Origin of the sequence: Variovorax sp. CF313 (genome assembly GCF_000282635.1) — a bacterium.
Lineage (GTDB): Bacteria > Pseudomonadota > Gammaproteobacteria > Burkholderiales > Burkholderiaceae_C > Variovorax.
In genome coordinates this window covers 32,599-50,273 of record NZ_AKIW01000069.1, presented here as the reverse complement: position 1 = coordinate 50,273, position 17,675 = coordinate 32,599, and the positions used below count along the sequence as shown (strand labels likewise).

General features: G+C 68.8%; 14 protein-coding genes. 8 read left to right on the top strand and 6 right to left on the bottom strand.

Annotated elements, in window-relative coordinates:
* Nucleotides 1-65: 65 nt before the first annotated feature.
* Nucleotides 66-1,475, bottom strand: coding sequence for a peptidylprolyl isomerase (locus tag PMI12_RS17080; protein ID WP_007834884.1), 1,410 nt, complete (start codon nucleotides 1,473-1,475; stop codon nucleotides 66-68).
* A 17-nt stretch (nucleotides 1,476-1,492) separates the two neighbouring features.
* Nucleotides 1,493-4,072 (bottom strand): LPS-assembly protein LptD, encoded by a 2,580-nt coding sequence (locus PMI12_RS17075; RefSeq protein WP_007834882.1) that lies wholly within the window; start codon nucleotides 4,070-4,072, stop codon nucleotides 1,493-1,495.
* A gap of 238 nt (nucleotides 4,073-4,310) precedes the next feature.
* On the opposite strand from PMI12_RS17075, the gene PMI12_RS17070 reads away from it, so the two are divergent.
* The 6 genes from PMI12_RS17070 to PMI12_RS17045 all read left to right on the top strand — a co-directional run bounded on the left by PMI12_RS17070 (nucleotide 4,311) and on the right by PMI12_RS17045 (nucleotide 12,366).
* On the top strand, nucleotides 4,311-5,408 hold the full coding sequence (locus PMI12_RS17070; protein WP_007834881.1) for an aminoglycoside phosphotransferase family protein: 1,098 nt from the start codon (nucleotides 4,311-4,313) through the stop codon (nucleotides 5,406-5,408).
* A gap of 35 nt (nucleotides 5,409-5,443) precedes the next feature.
* A complete protein-coding gene (locus tag PMI12_RS17065; protein ID WP_007834878.1) occupies nucleotides 5,444-6,169 on the top strand; it encodes a 16S rRNA (uracil(1498)-N(3))-methyltransferase in 726 nt (241 codons plus the stop codon).
* 91 nt (nucleotides 6,170-6,260) lie between these two features.
* Complete coding sequence (locus tag PMI12_RS17060) at nucleotides 6,261-7,619, top strand: M20/M25/M40 family metallo-hydrolase (RefSeq protein WP_007834877.1); 1,359 nt, start codon at nucleotides 6,261-6,263, stop codon at nucleotides 7,617-7,619.
* A 100-nt stretch (nucleotides 7,620-7,719) separates the two neighbouring features.
* Nucleotides 7,720-8,172, top strand: coding sequence for a YidB family protein (locus PMI12_RS17055; RefSeq protein WP_007834874.1), 453 nt, complete (start codon nucleotides 7,720-7,722; stop codon nucleotides 8,170-8,172).
* A 103-nt stretch (nucleotides 8,173-8,275) separates the two neighbouring features.
* Complete coding sequence (locus PMI12_RS17050) at nucleotides 8,276-11,188, top strand: DUF4132 domain-containing protein (protein ID WP_007834872.1); 2,913 nt, start codon at nucleotides 8,276-8,278, stop codon at nucleotides 11,186-11,188.
* Entirely contained in the window at nucleotides 11,185-12,366 is a 1,182-nt protein-coding gene (locus PMI12_RS17045) for an MFS transporter (RefSeq protein ID WP_007834870.1), read from the top strand. Before PMI12_RS17050 ends, PMI12_RS17045 begins: the two co-directional genes overlap by 4 nt.
* On the opposite strand, the gene PMI12_RS17040 is transcribed toward PMI12_RS17045, so the two are convergent.
* Together PMI12_RS17040 and PMI12_RS17035 are read right to left on the bottom strand one after the other, a co-directional pair.
* Nucleotides 12,338-13,195 carry an alpha/beta hydrolase gene (locus PMI12_RS17040; RefSeq protein ID WP_007834869.1) on the bottom strand — a complete coding sequence of 286 codons (858 nt, stop codon included), beginning with the start codon at nucleotides 13,193-13,195 and terminating at the stop codon, nucleotides 12,338-12,340. The genes PMI12_RS17045 and PMI12_RS17040 overlap by 29 nt on opposite strands.
* Nucleotides 13,192-14,703, bottom strand: coding sequence for a M20 family metallopeptidase (locus PMI12_RS17035; protein ID WP_007834867.1), 1,512 nt, complete (start codon nucleotides 14,701-14,703; stop codon nucleotides 13,192-13,194). Before PMI12_RS17035 ends, PMI12_RS17040 begins: the two co-directional genes overlap by 4 nt.
* Before the next feature lie 91 nt (nucleotides 14,704-14,794).
* Here PMI12_RS17035 and PMI12_RS17030 point away from each other — a divergent pair, with 91 nt between their 5' ends.
* Complete coding sequence (locus PMI12_RS17030) at nucleotides 14,795-15,580, top strand: DUF72 domain-containing protein (RefSeq protein WP_007834864.1); 786 nt, start codon at nucleotides 14,795-14,797, stop codon at nucleotides 15,578-15,580.
* Here PMI12_RS17030 and PMI12_RS17025 read toward each other — a convergent pair.
* Complete coding sequence (locus PMI12_RS17025; RefSeq protein WP_007834862.1) at nucleotides 15,577-16,095, bottom strand: bactofilin family protein; 519 nt, start codon at nucleotides 16,093-16,095, stop codon at nucleotides 15,577-15,579. The two genes, PMI12_RS17030 and PMI12_RS17025, sit on opposite strands and share 4 nt — an antisense overlap.
* 114 nt (nucleotides 16,096-16,209) lie before the next feature.
* Here PMI12_RS17025 and PMI12_RS17020 point away from each other — a divergent pair, with 114 nt between their 5' ends.
* Nucleotides 16,210-17,136 carry an ion transporter gene (locus PMI12_RS17020; RefSeq protein WP_007834860.1) on the top strand — a complete coding sequence of 309 codons (927 nt, stop codon included), beginning with the start codon at nucleotides 16,210-16,212 and terminating at the stop codon, nucleotides 17,134-17,136.
* Here PMI12_RS17020 and PMI12_RS17015 read toward each other — a convergent pair.
* Complete coding sequence (locus PMI12_RS17015; protein ID WP_007834858.1) at nucleotides 17,081-17,668, bottom strand: IMPACT family protein; 588 nt, start codon at nucleotides 17,666-17,668, stop codon at nucleotides 17,081-17,083. The genes PMI12_RS17020 and PMI12_RS17015 overlap by 56 nt on opposite strands.
* Nucleotides 17,669-17,675 lie beyond the last annotated feature (7 nt).

The following is a 17,675-nucleotide window of genomic DNA, read 5'->3' as shown; positions in this document are numbered from 1 at the left end:
GGTGTTGCCCCCTGCAAGGGGGTGGGCGAAGCGACACGAAGTGCGCGCAGCCTGGGGGTGTGCCATCAAGACTGGGGCGGATCGCGGTATTCGACGTAGGCGCGCGCACGCACTTCCTGTACCCAGGTGGTGAAGGCTTCGTCCACGCGCTGTTCGCGCAGCGCGGCGCGCGCGGCTTCGCGCTGCTCCGACTGGCTGAGCTTGGCATCGCGGCGGCCGACCACCTGGATCAGGTGCACGCCGAAGCGCGACACCACGGGGTCGCTGATCTGGCCCGGCGCGAGCCGGTCCATGGCTTCCTCGAATTCGGGCACGAACTGGCCCGGGCGCGACCAGCCGAGGTCGCCGCCTGCCTTGGCGCTGGCGTCCTGCGAGTTGTCGCGGGCCAGGCCGGCGAAGTCGGCGGTGCCGGCCTGCACGCGGCGCTTGAATTCGGCCAGTTGCGCCACCGCCTGCGCCGTGGTGCGCTTGGGATCGTTGAGCAGCAGGATGTGGCGCACCTGCGTCTGCGTGACCGTCGCGTCGCCCGAACCGATCTGCGCCTTGGCCAGCACCTTGAGCACGTGGAAGCCGGCGCTGGAGCGCACCGGCCCGGCGATGCCGTTTACCGCCGTCGATTGCGTGGCTTCGACGAACAGCGACGGATAGCGGTCGGCACTGCGCATGCCGATGGCGCCGCCATTGGCGCGGTCGGGCGAATCGGAGTTCTCGCGCACCAGCTTGGCGAAGTCTTCGCCGGAGCGGGCGCGCTGTGCGAGGTCCTGTGCCTTCTTCTGCGCCGCGGCCACCTGCGCGTCGGTGGCGTTCTCGGGAACGGCCACCAGTACCTGCGCGAGGTTGAGGTTTTCCAGCGCCGCATTCTTGACGGCGAGGTTGCGCTGGTCGCGCAGGTATTCGTCGGCCTCGGCGTCGCTGATCTTGATCTTCGATTCGACCTCGCGGTCGCGCAGGCGCGTGAGCAGCAGCTGATCGCGCAGGTCGTTGCGGAAATCCTGCAGCGCGATGCCCTCGTCGGCCACGCGGCGGCGCAGCTCGACGAGACTGATCTCGTTCTGGCGCGCCACGGTCTGCTCGGCCTGGTCGATGGCCACTTCGTCGACCTTGAGTCCGGCTTCCTTCGCGAGCTGAAGCTGCGCACGTTCCGTGATCAGCCGCTCGAGCACGAGCCGCGTGAGTTCGCCGCGGGGGACGCGTTCGGCGTCGGGGTTCTCCTTGATCAGCCGCGACACGCGCGTCTGCACGTCGGTGTTGGTGATCGGCTCCGAGTTGACCAGCGCAACGATGTATTCGGCCGAGCGCTGCACGGGCGCCGCAGCGGGCGCAGCCGCCGGCGCACGCGCTGCGGGCGGGCCCAGGCGCGGCCCGGCGCGCATGATGTCCGTGATGCCGCTGCCGGCTCGGTAGCCCTGCGCGCCCGAGCTTGCAGCGATTGCCGCGAGGCAGCCCAGGGTGATGATGGAACGGATGTATTTCATGGCGTCGCTCAGTCGTCTCAGTCGTAATTGGTGAAGCGGCTCGGCGCCTCGCCCGGTTGGCGCAAGGGTTCGTAGCGCTGGATGTTCTGCCGCAGGGCCTGCATGGGGCTGGAGCCGATGCTCGAGAAGCCGACGAATTCGAGCTGGAACATGATGCGGGTGTTCGCCGTCACCTGGCCCGTGGTGATGCGTTGCAGCACCACGCGCCCGATCCAGCAGCAGCCGTCGTACTCGAAACCGAGCACGCCGTCCGTGAGTTTCTTGTCCTGCAGGCTGTAGTTGAGCCGGCCGACCGCATACCAGCGGCCGCCGCCCTGGCCCTTGCCGGGGCCGAGGTTCTTGCCCTTGTCACCCCAGAGGTCGTTGATCGGCCATTGCCAGCCCACGTCGATCGATTTGTTGCCGTCGGTCGCGGTCGGGGTGCTGGGCGCCTGGTAGCGGAAGGCCGCGCTCAGGTTGTGGTACGGCTCGGGGTTGTAGCGCGCGCTGATGGCCGATCGCTCCGACTTGCGCGTGTCGGGGTTGTACTGCACGACGGTATCCAGGCTCCACTTGGGCGTCCAGTTGATCTGGGCGCCCACGAGCAGGTCGCTCTTGCGGTCGGTCACCGGCGTGCCGCCGGGCAGCGTGACCTTCTGGTCGCTGAAGCGCAGCCGCTGCGCGATGCCGAAGCGTGCGGCCTCGACGCCGGTTGCCGGATCGATCAGGCGCGAGGTCACGCCCAGCGTGAGGGCATTGGTGTCCGAGATGCGGTCGCCGCCCGAAAACGCGTTCTCGGTGTAGATGGTCGCGAAGCTGAAGTCGTTGGCCGCCGAGTCGTAGTTCGGCAGCATGCTCTGGTTGCGGTACGGCGTGTAGACGTAGTACGCGCGCGGCTCCAGCGTCTGGCGGAAGGCGCGGCCGAAGTAGCTGGCGTCGCGCTCGAAGATCAGGCCGCTGTCGAGGCTGAAGGTCGGAACCGTCCGGTTGCTGGAGGTCGGGAAGAAATACAGCGAGTTGGCGTTGTAGGGCACGCCATTGACGTACTGGACCCCGTTGAGCGTCAGCTTCGGAATGTCCGACTGCGGCAGGTAGTAGTTGTACGAGGCCGCGTTCAGCATCAGCTTGGGAATGACGAACGAACTCGGCGTGATGAACGGCCGGCTGATCGAGGCGACGGCCGAGGCGCGGTCGCCGTCGGGTTGCGACTGCTGGGTGGCGTCGTAGCCGGGCTGCCCCGCCAGGATCGTGTTCACGCGAAAGCGCGTGTAGTCCAGGTTGAGCGCCACGTCGAAGCCGTGCCAGTCGTACTTGTTGTAGTTGGCCGTGATCTGCGGCAGCCGGTCGTACGCGGGCACGATCGGTGACAGGTTGTACTGCAGGTTCTGGTACTTCAGAGTGCGGACCATGCCGCTCCAGTCGCCCTTGCTCCAGTTGAGCGATGCGTCGTTGGGCAATTGGCGCTGCGTGAGCGACGGCGTGCGCGTGAAGTCGCGCCAGTAGTCGTTGTCGCTCACCCTGTTGATGGCGATATTGGCGGACAACGAATCCAGGCCCAGCGCCTTGGCATCGAAGTCCTGGTGATGCGTGGCCCACAAGCCCCAGCGCTTGGTGCTGCCGGGCGCCGGGGTCAGGTCCTTGGCCTGAATCTCCCCTTTGGCCAGCTGCTGGAGCTGGCTGGCGCGCAGCTCGTTGTAGCGCTGACCCACGAGCCGGTCGCTGCCCATCAGGTCGAGGCGCATCGTTCCGCTGTAGCCCTTCTCGAGGTAGCGGAACTCGTTGCTGAAATCGACGCCGCGCTTGCTCATGACCGTCGGCGTGAACGTGGCGTCGCGGTTGGGCGCGATGTTCCAGTAGTACGGCTGCGCGATCTCGATGCCGTTGATGTTGTCGATGCCGATGGTGGGCGGCAGCAGGCCGCTCTTGCGCTCGTTCGACAGCGGGAAGCTCACGCTCGGAATCGGCGGCGTGGTGATGCCCATGAAGCTCAGCCGCGCATTCTTGGCCACGCCCTCGTTTTCCTCGGTGTCCGTGGTCATCGTGGTCGCGGTGAGCAGCCAGGCCGGCATCCAGCCCGGGAAGTCCTCGCGGCGGCAGGTGGTGTAGGTGGCTTCGCGGGCCACCGACACGTTGGCGTCGACGAAGTCGATGCGCTTGGCCTCGCCGTGCGCTTCGTTCGCGAGGAACTGGTAGCGCACGTTGTTGAAGAAACCCTCGAAGGTCTCGAGCTTGAGCTGCAGCTCGGGGCCTTCGTACACGTTGCCGGCCTGGTTGACCCGCACGTTGCCGGTGGCCTTGGCGCGGTCGTCCGGCTGGTAGTACTCGAGCCGGTCGGCAGTGATGGACACCGCGCCGCGCCGCAGCGTGGCGTTGCCTTCGACCACGGTCTCGAGGTCGGGCCGCCCGGAGATGCGGTCGCCGGTGATGATGCTGGGCATCTGGCTGCGGTCCGCGGGCGTCAGGGTTTCGGTCAGCAGCGGCGTGCGCTTCAGCGTGAGCGGCCCGTCGAGGTTGCCGGCCTGCTGCGCGGACGCGCCATGCGCGTGCATCAGGGCCAGCGACAGAACGGCCAGCGGCAGCGGCGGGGTGGAGCGCCGCAGGGCGACACGCCGGCGCATCAAGCCACCCGCCCCGCTGTTCCGAGGGAGGCCACCGACTCCCCGAGGGAGAGCGGCAGCGAGCGCACAAGGTGCCAAGCGTGGGGGCTTTGGGTCGTAGGCATCGGTTCGGAACGAAGGATCGTCGGGAGACGGCGCGGCAGGCCGGCGGGTTGCAGGGGCCGGCAGCAACCCGCATCGGCCGGAAGCTGGCCAAGGGGGATTGCCGCGCCAGGCGGATTTGTAGAATCGATTATCCATGACAGCACCCCCGCCCCCGGCCTCATTGGCCCCAAGCCCCGCCGAGACCATCCCCTGGACCGATCCGCAGCGGGCCGAAGCGTTCCGGGCCTGGGTGGCCGCCGTCGCGCCTGCCCACCGGCTGCTGCCCGACACGGTGCGGCTCGCCTCGGCCGACGCGAGCTTCCGCCGCTATTTCCGCCTCGACACCGCCGACCCCGCCGCGCCGACGCGGATCGTGATGGACGCCCCGCCGGACAAGGAAAACAGCGCCCCCTTCGTCCAGGTGGCGCAGCTGATGGCCGGCGCCGGCGTACTCGCCCCCACGGTGCTCGAATGGGACCAGCCCCGCGGCTTCCTGCTGCTCGACGACCTGGGCCGCCAGACCATGCTGGACGTGATCGATCCGGCCCGGCCCGACGCGAGCCGCCCGCTCTACGACCAGGCCATCGACGCATTGATCCGCTGGCAGCTGGCCTCCAAACCCGGCGTGCTGCCGCCCTACGACCGGGCGCTGCTGGAGCGCGAGCTGGCGCTGTTCCCCGAGTGGTACATCGGCCGCCACCGCGGCATCGCGGTCGAGGGCAAGCTGAAGGAGCGGCTGGAGCGCAGCTTCAAGCTGATCGTCGAGAGCAACCTCGCATCGCCCAGCGTCTACGTGCACCGCGACTTCATGCCGCGCAACCTCATGGCCGGCAACGGTCCCGCGCTCGGCGTGCTCGACTTCCAGGACGCGGTCTACGGCCCCATCACCTACGACGTCGCCAGCCTGATGCGCGACGCCTTCCTGAGCTGGGACGAGGAATTCGTGCTCGACGTCACCATCCGCTACTGGACGGCGGCGCGCAAGGCCGGCCTGCCGGTCGACGAGGACTTCGGCGCCTTCTACCGCGCAGTCGAGTGGATGGGGCTGCAGCGCCACCTGAAGGTGGCCGGCATCTTCGCGCGCCTCACGCTGCGCGACGGCAAGCCCAAGTACCTGGCCGACACGCCGCGCTTCATCGCCTACATCCGCGCCACCGCCAGCCGCTACATGGAGCTGACGCCGCTGCTGCGCGTGATCGACGAAGTCGAGGGCACCTCGGCCCTCACCGGCTTCGCCTACGGCCGCGTCTGAAGGAAAACGGCTGCCCACGCCATCGATTTCACAGCATGCCGCGTTTTCACTGTTCCGTGCCGCTGACCGCCGGCGCCAGCCTGGCGCTGCCGGCCGGCGCCGCACGCCATGTTCAGGTGCTGCGGATGCAGCCCGGCGATGCGCTCACGCTGTTCGACGGCGCAGGCGGCGAATACGCGGCGACGGTCGAGCGCATGGGCCGCAGCGAGGTCGCGGTGACGGTCGGCGCGCACCAGCCGGTGGAGCGTGAAGCCCCGCGCGCCGTGCATCTCGCGGTCGGGATGCCGGCGAACGAGCGCATGGACTGGCTGGTGGAGAAAGCCTCCGAGCTCGGCGTGGCGAGCATCCAGCCGCTGGCCACGGCCCACGGCGTGCTGCGCCTGTCGGGCGAGCGCGCCGAGAAGAAGCGGGCGCACTGGGAGGCGATCGCGGTCGCGGCCTGCGAGCAGTGCGGGCGCAACCGGGTGCCGGTGGTCCTTCCGGTGCAGTCCTTTTCGGGCTGGCTCGATGCGCAGCACGACACGGGATCGACCGCCGTGCGCCTCGTGCTGAGCCTCGCGGAGGGCACGCGCGCCCTTCCTGCGGTGCAGATCCCCGATGGCCATGGCGCGGTCGTCCTGAGCGGCCCCGAAGGCGGCCTGAGCAGCTCGGAAGAACAGCAGGCCATTGCCCGCGGCTTCGCTCCCGTCACCCTTGGCACGCGCGTGCTGCGCGCCGAAACCGCGGCGCTGGCCGCGCTGGTGTGCCTCGCCGGCCTCTAGGCAGGCCGCGCAAGGTGGTGTTTTCCGCAACGCGCGCGCGGAAAGCCTGAGAAACAATCGTTACTCTACTGAGACAAAAGAAGGACTTTCGATGTCCCGCTCGCCAGGTCCACTGCGCCTCGCCCCTCTCGTCCTTGCCGCGCTGGTGTGCGCCGCACAGGGCGCGCTCGCCCAGAGCCCGGCTGTCGCCCCCACGCCCGCGCAGGTCAGCCCCGATGTCGACAAGGCCTATGCCCAACTGATGGCAGCACCGGCCATCCAGAAGCTGCTCGACGCAGTCAGGGCCGACCACGAGCGCTCGGTCGAAGACCTGAAGATGCTCACCGAGATCGAGGCACCGCCCTTCAAGGAACAGAAGCGCGCCGAAGCCTTTCTCGCGCGCATGAAGGCGTTCGGCCTGACGCACGCGAAGATCGACGCCGAAGGCAACGTGGTCGGCCTGCGCAAGGGCACGGGCAACGGGCCGAAGCTGCTGATCTCCGCGCACCTCGACACCGTGTTTCCCGCCGGCACCGACGTGAAGGTCAAGGAGCGCGACGGCCGGCTCCACGCGCCGGGCATTGCGGACGACACCCGCGGGCTCGCCGTGCTGCTGTCGTGGCTCAAGGTGTTGAACGACAACAAGGTCCAGACCGTGGGCGACCTGCTGTTCGTCGGCAACGTCGGCGAGGAAGAGCTCGGCAACCTGCGTGGCATGAAGGCCGTCTTCAACGACCACCTCGACATCGACGGCATGGTGGGGCTGGAGCCGTCGCCGCCGGGCGCGGTGCTGGTGCTCGGCACCGCGAGCCACCGCTACGAGGTCACGTTCCAGGGCCCGGGCGGCCACAGCTTCGGCGCCTTCGGCCAGGTGCCCAGCGCCATCCACGGCATGGGCCGCGCCATCGCGAAGATCGCCGACGTGCACACGCCGAGTTTTCCCAAGACGACGTTCACCGTCGGCACCGTGGGCGGCGGGACCTCGGTCAACACCATCGCGCCGGACGCGCGCATGGCCATCGACATCCGCTCGGACGACATGGCCTCGCTGCTGGAGACCGAAAAGAAGATCCTCGCGGCCATCGACGAAGCCGTGGTCGAGGAAAACAAGCGCTGGAACGTCAACACGCTGAGCGTGAGCACCAAGCTCATCGGCAACCGCCCCGGCGGCCGCACGCCGCCCGACTCGGTGATCGTGGAGGCCGCCGTCCGCTCGAACAGCGCCTTCGGCCACAAGACCCTGCTGCGCGGCGGCAGCACCGACGCCAACGTGCCGATCTCGCTGGGCATTCCGGCCATCATCGTCGGCGGCGGCGGCAAGGGCTCGGGATTCCATTCGCTGAGCGAGTCCATCGACGTGACAGACGCGTGGAAAGGCGCGCAGAATTCGCTGCTCACCGTGCTGGGCCTGGTGGGAGTGCAAGGGGTCAGTCCCGCATTGCTCCCCAAACGGACAGCCCGTACCAAGTAATTTGTCACGTTGCCAGTTTGAAAGTGATGTTCCACTTTCAGCTTATGGCCCGCGGCGCCTAACAATGCTGTCGGTCTGTCACACACCAAAAGGAAAAGCCATGGGATTGCTCGATTCAGTACTCGGTCAGGTGCTCGGGGGCGCGGCCCAGCAGCAGCAACCGCAAAGCGGTGGACTGGGCGATCTGGGAGGCCTGGCCGGCGCGCTGGGCGGCCTGCTCGCCAACAACGGCGGGCAGGGCGGCCTGGGCGGTCTGGTCTCGAAGTTCGAGCAGGCTGGCATGGGCGACGTCATCGGCTCGTGGATCGGCAAGGGGGAAAACCAGCCGGTTTCGGGCGATCAGCTGCAAAACGCGCTGGGCAGCGACACCATCGCTGCCATCGCGTCCAAGCTCGGCATCAACGCGCAAACGCTGCTGCCGATGCTGGCCACCATGCTGCCAGCGCTGATCGACCAGCTCACGCCGCACGGCAAAGTCCCGGACCAGGGTCTGGGCAACCACGACGACCTGCTGGGTTCGCTCAGCGGCCTGCTGCAAGGCAGGCAGTCCTGACCGAAGGACTGTCTTCTCCTGAATTCATGCGCCCGCGAGGGCGCTTTTTTTTGGCCGCGCGTGTTGGCCGACAATCCCGCTGGCATCAATCGAGGGAAATGGCATGGCGGGCAGTCGCAAGTCGAAGGAAGAAGGTCTGGACGCGCAGCCCGATGGCACCGTGCGGTGGTCCAAGGGCATGCGCGAGGCGCTCGCGCAATTCAACGACCGGCCCTGCGGCCACTGCGGCGGCCTGCTCTGCGACGAACGCCGCCTCTGCGACAGCCTCGACTTCTTTCGCCGCCACCGCTCCCGCTTCTACCCCCCGCGCGCCGCGCGGCTGCGCATGCTCGACATGCACGGCGCCGCGGCGGCGGAACTGTTCTTCGAGCCGTCCCCGCACAAGGAAGCCGTGACCGACCTGCTGGCCATCCACGATCCGGCGGTCGTTGGCTTCTTCGTGGCCCAGGTCAAGCAGATCGACTGCAAGAACGCCCTCGTCAAGCAGGCGGGCCGCTGGCCGTTGTTCGTGCTGCGCGAGTTGCTGTCGGCGAACCCGGCGCGGCACCAGGCCGGCGCCGCGCTGGTCCTGGAGCTGCTGGCCGCGAACCCCGACTGGCAGAAACCGCTGGAGGCCTCTTGCGACGACGCCCAGCGCAAGACGCTCGCGCGCCTGCAGGAAGACAGCTCCGTCGGAGTGACCGATGCCGCTGTCGATGCCTGGCCCGCGCTGCTGCGGCGCCCGCCGTGGAAGAACCGGCAGGCGCTGCCCGTCATCCCGACGCTGGCCTTGCAGCCCCTGCCGCCGACGGCGCGGCTGCACTGGAGCGATCTGCCGCCACCGCAATACCTGCAGGCCACGGGCGAATCGTCCGACTGGCTGGCCCGCGAACTCCGGGTCTCGCGCGAAAGCGCCGACCGGTGGATGAACGAGTTCGCGCGCAACCAACCCGACGCGCCTGCAGAGGTGCGCGAGGGCGGCACGGTTCACAAGGCCTTGTGGATGCTGGGCCTGCGCCCCGAGCTCATCGAGGCCGTCGCAGCGAACGGCCGCGAGATCGGTCCGGAAGACTTCGGCACGCTGCCGGGCAGCCGCTGGGGCGTCGCCGAATGCATCTGGCACCTGCCCCTGCCGCTGGCTGTCGCGGTATTCATGCATGGGCCACCCCCCATCCTGTACTCGGGCGATGTCTCGCGCGTGCGGCCCATCCTCCATGCGTTCGGCGCTGCCGCGCTGCCGGGGCTGCCGCGCTTTCTCAAGCAGGGCTCTCGCGCAATGTTCGAGCTGGCCTCGGTCATCGAATGGGATCCGCTCGCCGGCTGGATCGCCAGGGGCTTTCACACCAACCGCTGGGTCCGGCGCGAAGCCGGCGAGTGGCTGGCGCGCTATCCCGACACGGCCGCGCGCGGCCTTGTTCCCGTCGCGCTGGGCGAACCCGGCCCCGCGCGCGAGGCGGCGCAGGCCGCGCTGCGCTGGCTGCACGGCGCCAGCCACGCCGGAGCGGTGCGCAAGCAAGCCCACGCCTACGGCGCCGAAGCCGCCAATGCGGTGGCGCAGCTGCTGGCCATCGCGCCCGAAGAACTCCTGCCCGACAACCTGCCCGTGGTGCCGAAGGCCTTGCCGCTGGCAGCGCTTCCCCGCCTGATCCTCAAGGCAGGCGGCCACGCGCTACCGCAGGCGGTGGTGCCCGACGTGCTGATGGCGATGATGCTCGGCAAGCCCGACGCCCCCTATCCTGGGCTGGCCGGGCTGCTGGATGCACTCACGCCCGATTCCCTCGCGCGCTTCGGCCGCGCGCTGCTGGCCTGGTGGATCGGCAACGGCCGCCCGGCCAAGGAGCGCTGGATGTTCACGCTGCAGGGCCGCCTCGGCGACGGCGAGACCGCGCGCCAGCTCTACGGCCTGCTGCGCCAGTGGCGCGTTGCGCTCGACCGCGTGCGCGCCTACGACGCGATGGCGATGCTCGGCGAGATCGGCAGCGATGCCGCGCTGATGCACCTGGCCGAACTCGCGCGCCAGACCCGCCACGACGACCTGCGCACGCGCGCCGACCGCATGCTCGGCGAAGTGGCCGAACAGCGCGGCCTCAGCCTCGACCAGCTGGCCGATCGCACTGTCCCCGACCTCGGCCTCGACACGCGCGCCCGGCTGACGCTCGACTTCGGCCCGCGCAGCTTCGAAGTGCGCATGGACGACAACTTCCAGCCTGTGGTGCACGACGCCAGGGGCAAGGTGCTCAAGACGCTGCCCAAGCCGGGCGCCAACGACGACGCCGGCAAGGCCGCCGCTGCGACCACGCAGCTGAAGGAGCTGCGCAAGCTCGCGAAGACCGTGGCCACCACGCAGGTCAAGCGCCTCGAGGCCGCGATGTGCGCGCAGCGCCGCTGGAGCCCCGACGAATTCATTCCCTTCTTTGCCAACCATCCGGTGCTGCGGGTCTTCAGCCGGCCGCTGGTCTGGGGCCTGTTCGACGCATCGGGCAGGCAGCTCGAAGGCATCTTCCGCATCAGCGCCGAAGGCGAGCTGACCGACCTGCAGGACGACGCCGTCAAGCTGCCCGAGACCGCGCGCATCGGCCTGCCGCATCCGCTCGAAGTCGCGGCCCTCGACCCGTCGCTGGCAACTGCCTGGGCCGCCGTGCTGGCCGACTACGAAATCGTGCAGCCCTTCGAACAGCTGATGCGCCCGGTCTTCGTGCTCGACGAAGCGCTGCGCCCGCGCCGCGAGCTGCCGCACTGGGCCGGCCGCGCCATATCGAACGCCGCCCTCATGGGCCTGGAAACGCGCGGCTGGCAACGCGAGGTGGGCGACGGCGGCATGGTCGACAGCTTCAACAAGGCCGTGCCCGGCGGACGCCGCATCTGTCTGCAAATCGAAGAAGGCTGGTTCGTGCAGGACAGCCCCGACGGCAAGGAACTTCAGACCGTGCGCGCGGTGGCGCTCGACGGCACCGAAGGCACGCTGGGCGACCTGCCGCCTGTCGTTTTCAGTGAAATCGAACGCGACCTGCAACGCGCGATACGGGACACACCATGAACCGCAACCTCTGGCTGCTCGCCATCTGCCAGGGCTTGCTCCTGACCAACAACGTCACCTTCATCGCCATCAATGGGCTGGTGGGCCTGAGCATCGCGCCGCGCGGCTGGATGGCGACGCTTCCGGTGATGAGCTACGTGATCGGCGGCGCGCTCAGCACCGGGCTGGTGGCCCGCACGCAGCAACGCCTCGGCCGGCGCGGCTCGTTCCAGACCGGGTTGGCGGTGGCGCTGGTGTCGGCCTTGCTGTGCTGCTACGCGGCTGCCACGAAGAATTTCTGGCTGCTGTGCTTCGCCACGGTGGTCGCGGGCTACTACAACGCCAATGCGGGGCTCTACCGTTTTGCCGCGGCCGAGCTCGCGGCGCCGGCGTGGCGCGAGAAGGCGGTGTCGGTGGTGATGGCGGGCGGGCTGATCGGCGCGGTCGCGGGGCCCAACCTCGCGACGGCCACGCGAGAGGTCTTTGCCGTGCCGTTCGCGGGTGCCTATATCGCGCTGGCCGCGGTGGCGCTGCTGTCGATGGCGGTGATGCACTTCATCGAATTCCCCGCCGCGCCCACGCGCACGGGGCTCGCCGGGGGCCGGCCATTGGGCGAGATCATGCGGCAGCCGGTGTTCATCGTGGCCGCCGCCGCGGGCGCGCTGGGCTACGGCGTGATGAACCTGCTGATGGCCGCAACGCCCATCGCGATGCAGATCTGCAGCCTGCCGTTCTCCGACGCCGCGCTGGTGCTCGAATGGCATGTGATCGGCATGTTCGCGCCGGGCTTCTTCACCGGCCATTTGATCCGCCGCTTCGGCGCGCTGCCGGTGATGGGCGTGGGGCTGGTACTCAACCTCGGGTGCATCGCGATCGCGCTTTCGGGCGTCGAGCTGCACCACTTCGTCGTGGCGCTGTGCCTGCTGGGCGTGGGCTGGAATTTCCTGTTCACCGGCAGCACCACGCTCTCGCTCACGACCTACACCGCCGAGGAGCGCGACCGTGCACAGGGTGCGCTGAACTTCTGCGTGTTCGCCACGCTGGCGGTGACTTCGTTCGCCTCCGGCGTGCTGGTCACCACGCAGGGCTGGCGGCTGCTGAACCTCGGTTCACTGGTGCCGGTGGTGCTGACGGGCGCGGCGCTGGTCTGGCTGGCGCGCAGGCGCACCGTCAGGCCGGCGACGGAAAGCGCCGGTTGAGCCAACGCTGCAGCGCCTCGAAGACAGGGTCGGCTTCGAGCTCGTTGAAGATCTCGTGGTACAGCGTGTCGAAGCAGTGCGCCTCGACCTTGCCGCCGGGCGCAGCGGCCGCGGCAAAGGCGCGGCTGGCGGCGGGCACCACGAGGCGGTCGTCGCCCGCGTAGAGCAGCAGTGTCGGCACGGGCCAGCTGGCGGCCCGCTGCTGCACCGTCGCGCCTTCGTACGCCAGGAAGCGCGCGAGCCGGCCGCCGATGCGGTCGTGCGTGAGCGGGTCGTCGCGGTAGGCCTGCACCACGGCCGGGTCGTGCGAGAGGTAGTTGTCGTCGAGCCCGTTGCCCACGCGCAGGTTGGGCGCAATGCGCGGCAGCACCGCGAGCAGCGCCTTCTGTAAACCGCCCAGGCCCGGATCGAGCCCTGGCGATGAAAGCACCAGCCCATCGACCGGCCGCACCCCGCGCGCCACCAGGCTCGCGGCCACCAGCCCGCCCAGGCTGTGACCCAGCAGCACGAGCGGCAGGCCGGGGTTCTCGCGGCGCGCATCGTCGATCACGAGGGCGAGGTCGTCGACCAGCCGCAACTCGCCGGGCAGGCCGCCGCGCGCGCCGGTCGATTCGCCATGTCCGTGGTGGTCGTGCGCCCACACGGCGAAGTCCCATTCGTGCAGGCATTCCGCAAGCGCGTGGTAGCGGCCCGCGTGCTCGCCGAGCCCATGGACCACCACGATCACGGCGCGCGCCGGACCGGGCGCCGGCAGCCGGCGCAAGGCGAGCGTCTCGCCGTCCGGCGTGGACAGCGACACGCGCTGCGGCAAAGGCAGCGCCTCGCTCAAGCGGCGGCCGGCTCCGATGCAGCGGCGCGGTGCGCGGCCGGCAGCGCGGCGATCACCTCGGCCACGGCGGCGGTGAGCTTCTTGGCGTAGGGCACATGCAGGAACTCGTTCGGGCCGTGCGCGTTGCTCTTCGGACCGAGCACGCCGCAGACCATCATCTGCGCCTTGGGGAAGCCGGCGCTGAGCATGTTCATCAGCGGGATCGTGCCGCCCTGGCCGATGTAGCCGCATGAGGCGCCGAAGTGCGCCTGCGAGGCCTTGTTGAGCGCGTCCTCGAACCACGGCGTGATCGTCGGCGCGTTCCAGCCGGTGGCTCCGCCGCCGCTTTCGAACGTGACGCGCGCCTGGTAGGGCGCGTTGTCCTCGAGCAGCGCCTTGAGCTTCTGCACCGCTTCGGCCGCATCGACCAGCGGCGGCAGGCGCAGCGAGAGCTTGAACGCGGTGTACGGGCGCAGCACGTTGCCCGCGTCCTTCAGCGCCGGGAAGCCTTCGGCGCCGGTCACCGAAAGCGTCGGCTTCCAGGTGCGGTTGAGCAGCGCTTCCACCGGGTCGGTGGTGGTCGGCAGCGCGAACATGGTGGAGCCACCGCAGTCGTAGTGCGCCCACGGGAAGCGCTTGTAGACCTCTTCGCCGAGGATCGCCGCAGTGGCCTTCGCCTGCGCCAGCCGGTCGGCCGGCACCTCGCAGTGGAAGCTCGCGGGCAGCAGGCGGCCGGTGGCGCTGTCTTCCAGGCGGTCGAGCACCTGCCGCATGATGCGAAAGCTCGAGGGCACGAGGCCCGAGGCGTCGCCCGAGTGGATGCCTTCGGTCAGCACCTCGACCTTGAGCGTGCCGCTGGCCATGCCGCGCAGCGAGGTGGTGAGCCAGAGCTGGTCGTAGTTGCCGGCGCCGGAGTCGAGGCAGATCACCAGCTCGACATTGCCCAGGCGCGGTCGCAACGCGTCGACGTAGGGCAGCAGGTCGTAGGAGCCGCTTTCCTCGCAGGTCTCGATCAGGCCGACGATGCGCGGATGCGCCGCGCCCTGGTTCTTGAGCGCCTGCAACGCGGCGATGCTGGCGTACACCGCATAGCCGTCGTCGGCGCCGCCGCGGCCGTAGAGCAGGCCGTTCTCGTACTTGGGCGTCCACGGGCCGAGGTCGTTGCGCCAGCCGGTGAATTCGGGCTGCTTGTCGAGGTGGCCGTACATCAGCACGGTCTCGCCCATGTCGGTGCCGGTGGCAGCCACTTCGAAGAACAGCACGGGGGTGCGGCCTTCGAGGCGCACGATCTCCAGCTTCAGGCCCTCGACCTTCTGCGCCTCGACCCAGGCCGCGGCGTTGCGCAGCACGGTCTCGAGGTGGCCATTGGCCGACCAGTCCTTGTCGAAGCCGGGCGACTTGGCGGGAATGGCGATGTAGTCGGTAAGCTGCTTGAGGATGTCGCCGTCCCATCGGGCGGTGACGTCGGACAGGGCACGCTCGGCGTCGAGCGTGCCGGTGGGCATTTCGCGGTGCAGGGGGGCGTTCATCGAAGGGTTCTCCGCGGGTGACGAAAAAACGCATTTTGCGCCCGGCGGCGAGCCCGCGTAGAGTGCGGGCGATCTCAACCCGGAGCGCAATGTGAGCAAGGCAGCATCGACTCGGATCAAAGTGGGCATAGGAGGCTGGACCTACGAACCCTGGCGCGACAACTTCTATCCCAAGGGCCTCGCGCACGCGAAGGAGTTGAACTACGCAAGCCGACAGGTCAGCGCCATCGAGATCAACGGCACCTACTACAGCACCTTCAAGCCCGAGACTTTCCGCAAGTGGCACGACGAAGCGCCCGAAGGCTTCGTGTTCTCGATGAAGGCCTCGCGCTTCACCACCAATCGCAAGGTGCTTGCCACCGCGGGAGACTCGATCAAGCGCTTCATCGACAGCGGCGTGAGCGAGCTCGGCGACAAGCTCGGACCGATCGTGTGGCAGTTCATGCCGACCAAGCAGTTCGACGCGGAAGACTTCGAGGCTTTTCTAGAGCTGCTGCCCAAGAAGGAGGGCAGCCGCGTGCTGCGGCACGTGATGGACGTGCGGCACGAAAGCTTCATCGTGCCCGCCTACAAGGCACTCGCGAAGAAGCACAAGGTCTCGACCGTGTTCACGGACGCCGACAAGTTTCCATCGTTCGAGGAGCCCGAGGGCGATGTCGCCTACGCACGGCTCATGATGGCCGACGCCGGGCTCAAGACCGGCTACGCCCCCAAGGCGCTCGACACCTGGGCCGCACGCGCGCAGGGCTGGGCCGAGTCGCCCAGGAAGCGCGACGTGTTCGTCTACTTCATCAACGGCGCCAAAGAAAAGGCACCGGCCGCGGCCGGTGCCTTGCTGGAGCGCCTGGGATGGAAGCCTCCCGTGGTGGAGGCTTAAGCCGCCGCGTGCAGCGACGGCTTGGCGCCGAAGCTGATCTCGCCCGACAGCTGGCCGCCTTCTTCGATCACGATCTTGCCGTAGCGGATCTTGCCGGTGACCTTGCCGGTCGAGTGGATCACGAGCTTTTCGCGCACCGTGAGGCTGCCGTCGAACACGCCGCGGATTTCGGCGATGTCGATCTCGGCCGAGCCCTTGAACTCGCCCTGCTCGGCGATCTGCATCAGGCGCGAGTCCATGGTGGCCTCGACGAGGCCTTCGACCACGAGCGTGTCGCAATCGGTGATCTCGACGCCCTTGAGCTTGATGTTCGGGCCGACGGTGAGCTTGCTGCCGCCTTCCTTGGCGGCAGGTGCGGCGGCCGCGTTCAGGCCGCCTTGCTGTGCGGTCAGCGACGAGGGATTGACGGGGGTTCCGGAGAGATTGGTGCCCGAACCGACGAGCGGTGCAGGGCGCGATGTCAACGAATCGGTGTCACGATCACGCTTGCCGAAGAAGGGGGACTGTGTAGCCAAGGGGGAGCTCCTCAAGAAAGGGACTATCGTAAGAACGCGCTCACGGCCTGCGGCACTTCATTGCGCAATAAGCGTAACCGAATAAGTCGGCCATGGACATGACAATGTGGCGCCATGAGCCGCTCGAACACCGACAACCTCTCCGCCGCGCACGCCTCGCGCGCCATGTCGTCCGCCACCGATTCACGCTTCGACAAGCCCACGCACGGCTGGCGGCGCACGCTGTTCACGGTGATCTTCGAGGCCGACACGCGCGCCGGTCTGATGTTCGACCTGGCGCTGATCGCGGTGATCGTGACCAGCGTGCTGGTGGTGATCCTCGACAGCGTGCAGCCGATCCGAGAGCAGTGGCGGCCGCTGTTCAATGTGCTCGAGTGGGTGTTCACCATTCTCTTCACGCTGGAGTACCTCGCGCGGCTGAGCTGCGTGAACAAGCCGCTGCGCTATGCAACGAGCTTCTATGGCGTGATCGACCTGCTGGCGCTGCTGCCGACTTTTCTCGTGGCCTTCGCGCCCGAGATGGCCTACCTGATCGACGTGCGCATCCTGCGGCTGTTGCGCGTGTTCCGCATCTTCAAGCTGTCGCGCTACTCGGTGGAGTACCGCGCGCTGGTGTCGGCGGTGGCATCGAGCCGGCGCAAGATCACCGTGTTCGTCGGCTTCGTGATGCTGGTGGTGCTGGTGATGGGCACACTGATGTACGTGGTCGAAGGGCCGGTGCATGGCTTCACCAGCATCCCGGTGGCGATCTACTGGGCCATCTCGACGATGGCCACGGTGGGCTTCGGCGACCTCGTGCCCAAGACCGACCTGGGCCGCGCGATCGCCTCCGTCATGATGCTGCTGGGCTGGGGCGTGCTCGCGGTGCCGACCGGCATCGTGACCGCGGAGATGGCGCGGCGCGGACCCGATGACGAAGCAATGCCATTGGCGCCGCGCGGCATCCTCGCGATGACGGCGCCGCTCAGCGTGCCGCCGAAGCGCGTTACGCCTGCGGCCAGACGACGCGCCCTTGCGCAGCATCGCCGAGGCGGGCGATGAAGGCATCGGCATCGGGCTCGGGGAGCGAGAAGGCGAAGGCGACGTCGTCGCCATGCTGCACGCCGTCGAGCACCGCCCCGGCCGCGGCGAGTTCGCGCCGCACGAGTCCTTCGAGCGCATAGGGCACCGAGCAGCGCAGGCTGCGCTGGCGCAGCAACGGCACGAGCGTGGCGCCGAGCAGGGCCTGCGCGACCGCGTCGGTGTAGGCCCGCACGAGGCCGCCCGCGCCGAGCTTCACGCCGCCGAAGTAGCGCACCACGGTCGCGAGCGCGCCTTCGACCTGCTGGTGGCGCAGCACCTCCAGCATCGGTCGGCCGGCCGTGCCGCCGGGTTCGCCGTCGTCGTTCGCGGCCGACTGGCCGCCGGCCATCAGGGCCCAGCACACATGTGCGGCCGCGGGGTGTTCGGCGCGCAGCGAGGCGACCACGGCCAGCGCGGCCGCTCGGTCGGCCACCGGCTGAACGCAGCCGATGAAGCGGCTTTTCTTGATGAGCAGCTCGCTGTGGACCGGCTGTGCAAGCGTGAAGCTCATCCGGCGT

Excerpts from the sequence above, each read along its gene's own strand:
- PMI12_RS17080 (WP_007834884.1), bottom strand. The coding sequence starts at position 1,475 with ATGAAATACATCCGTTCCATCATCACCCTGGGCTGCCTCGCGGCAATC.
- PMI12_RS17075 (WP_007834882.1), bottom strand. The coding sequence starts at position 4,072 with ATGCGCCGGCGTGTCGCCCTGCGGCGCTCCACCCCGCCGCTGCCGCTG.
- PMI12_RS17070 (WP_007834881.1), top strand. The coding sequence starts at position 4,311 with ATGACAGCACCCCCGCCCCCGGCCTCATTGGCCCCAAGCCCCGCCGAG.
- PMI12_RS17065 (WP_007834878.1), top strand. The coding sequence starts at position 5,444 with ATGCCGCGTTTTCACTGTTCCGTGCCGCTGACCGCCGGCGCCAGCCTG.
- PMI12_RS17060 (WP_007834877.1), top strand. The coding sequence starts at position 6,261 with ATGTCCCGCTCGCCAGGTCCACTGCGCCTCGCCCCTCTCGTCCTTGCC.
- PMI12_RS17055 (WP_007834874.1), top strand. The coding sequence starts at position 7,720 with ATGGGATTGCTCGATTCAGTACTCGGTCAGGTGCTCGGGGGCGCGGCC.
- PMI12_RS17050 (WP_007834872.1), top strand. The coding sequence starts at position 8,276 with ATGGCGGGCAGTCGCAAGTCGAAGGAAGAAGGTCTGGACGCGCAGCCC.
- PMI12_RS17045 (WP_007834870.1), top strand. The coding sequence starts at position 11,185 with ATGAACCGCAACCTCTGGCTGCTCGCCATCTGCCAGGGCTTGCTCCTG.
- PMI12_RS17035 (WP_007834867.1), bottom strand. The coding sequence starts at position 14,703 with ATGAACGCCCCCCTGCACCGCGAAATGCCCACCGGCACGCTCGACGCC.
- PMI12_RS17020 (WP_007834860.1), top strand. The coding sequence starts at position 16,210 with ATGAGCCGCTCGAACACCGACAACCTCTCCGCCGCGCACGCCTCGCGC.
- PMI12_RS17015 (WP_007834858.1), bottom strand. The coding sequence starts at position 17,668 with ATGAGCTTCACGCTTGCACAGCCGGTCCACAGCGAGCTGCTCATCAAG.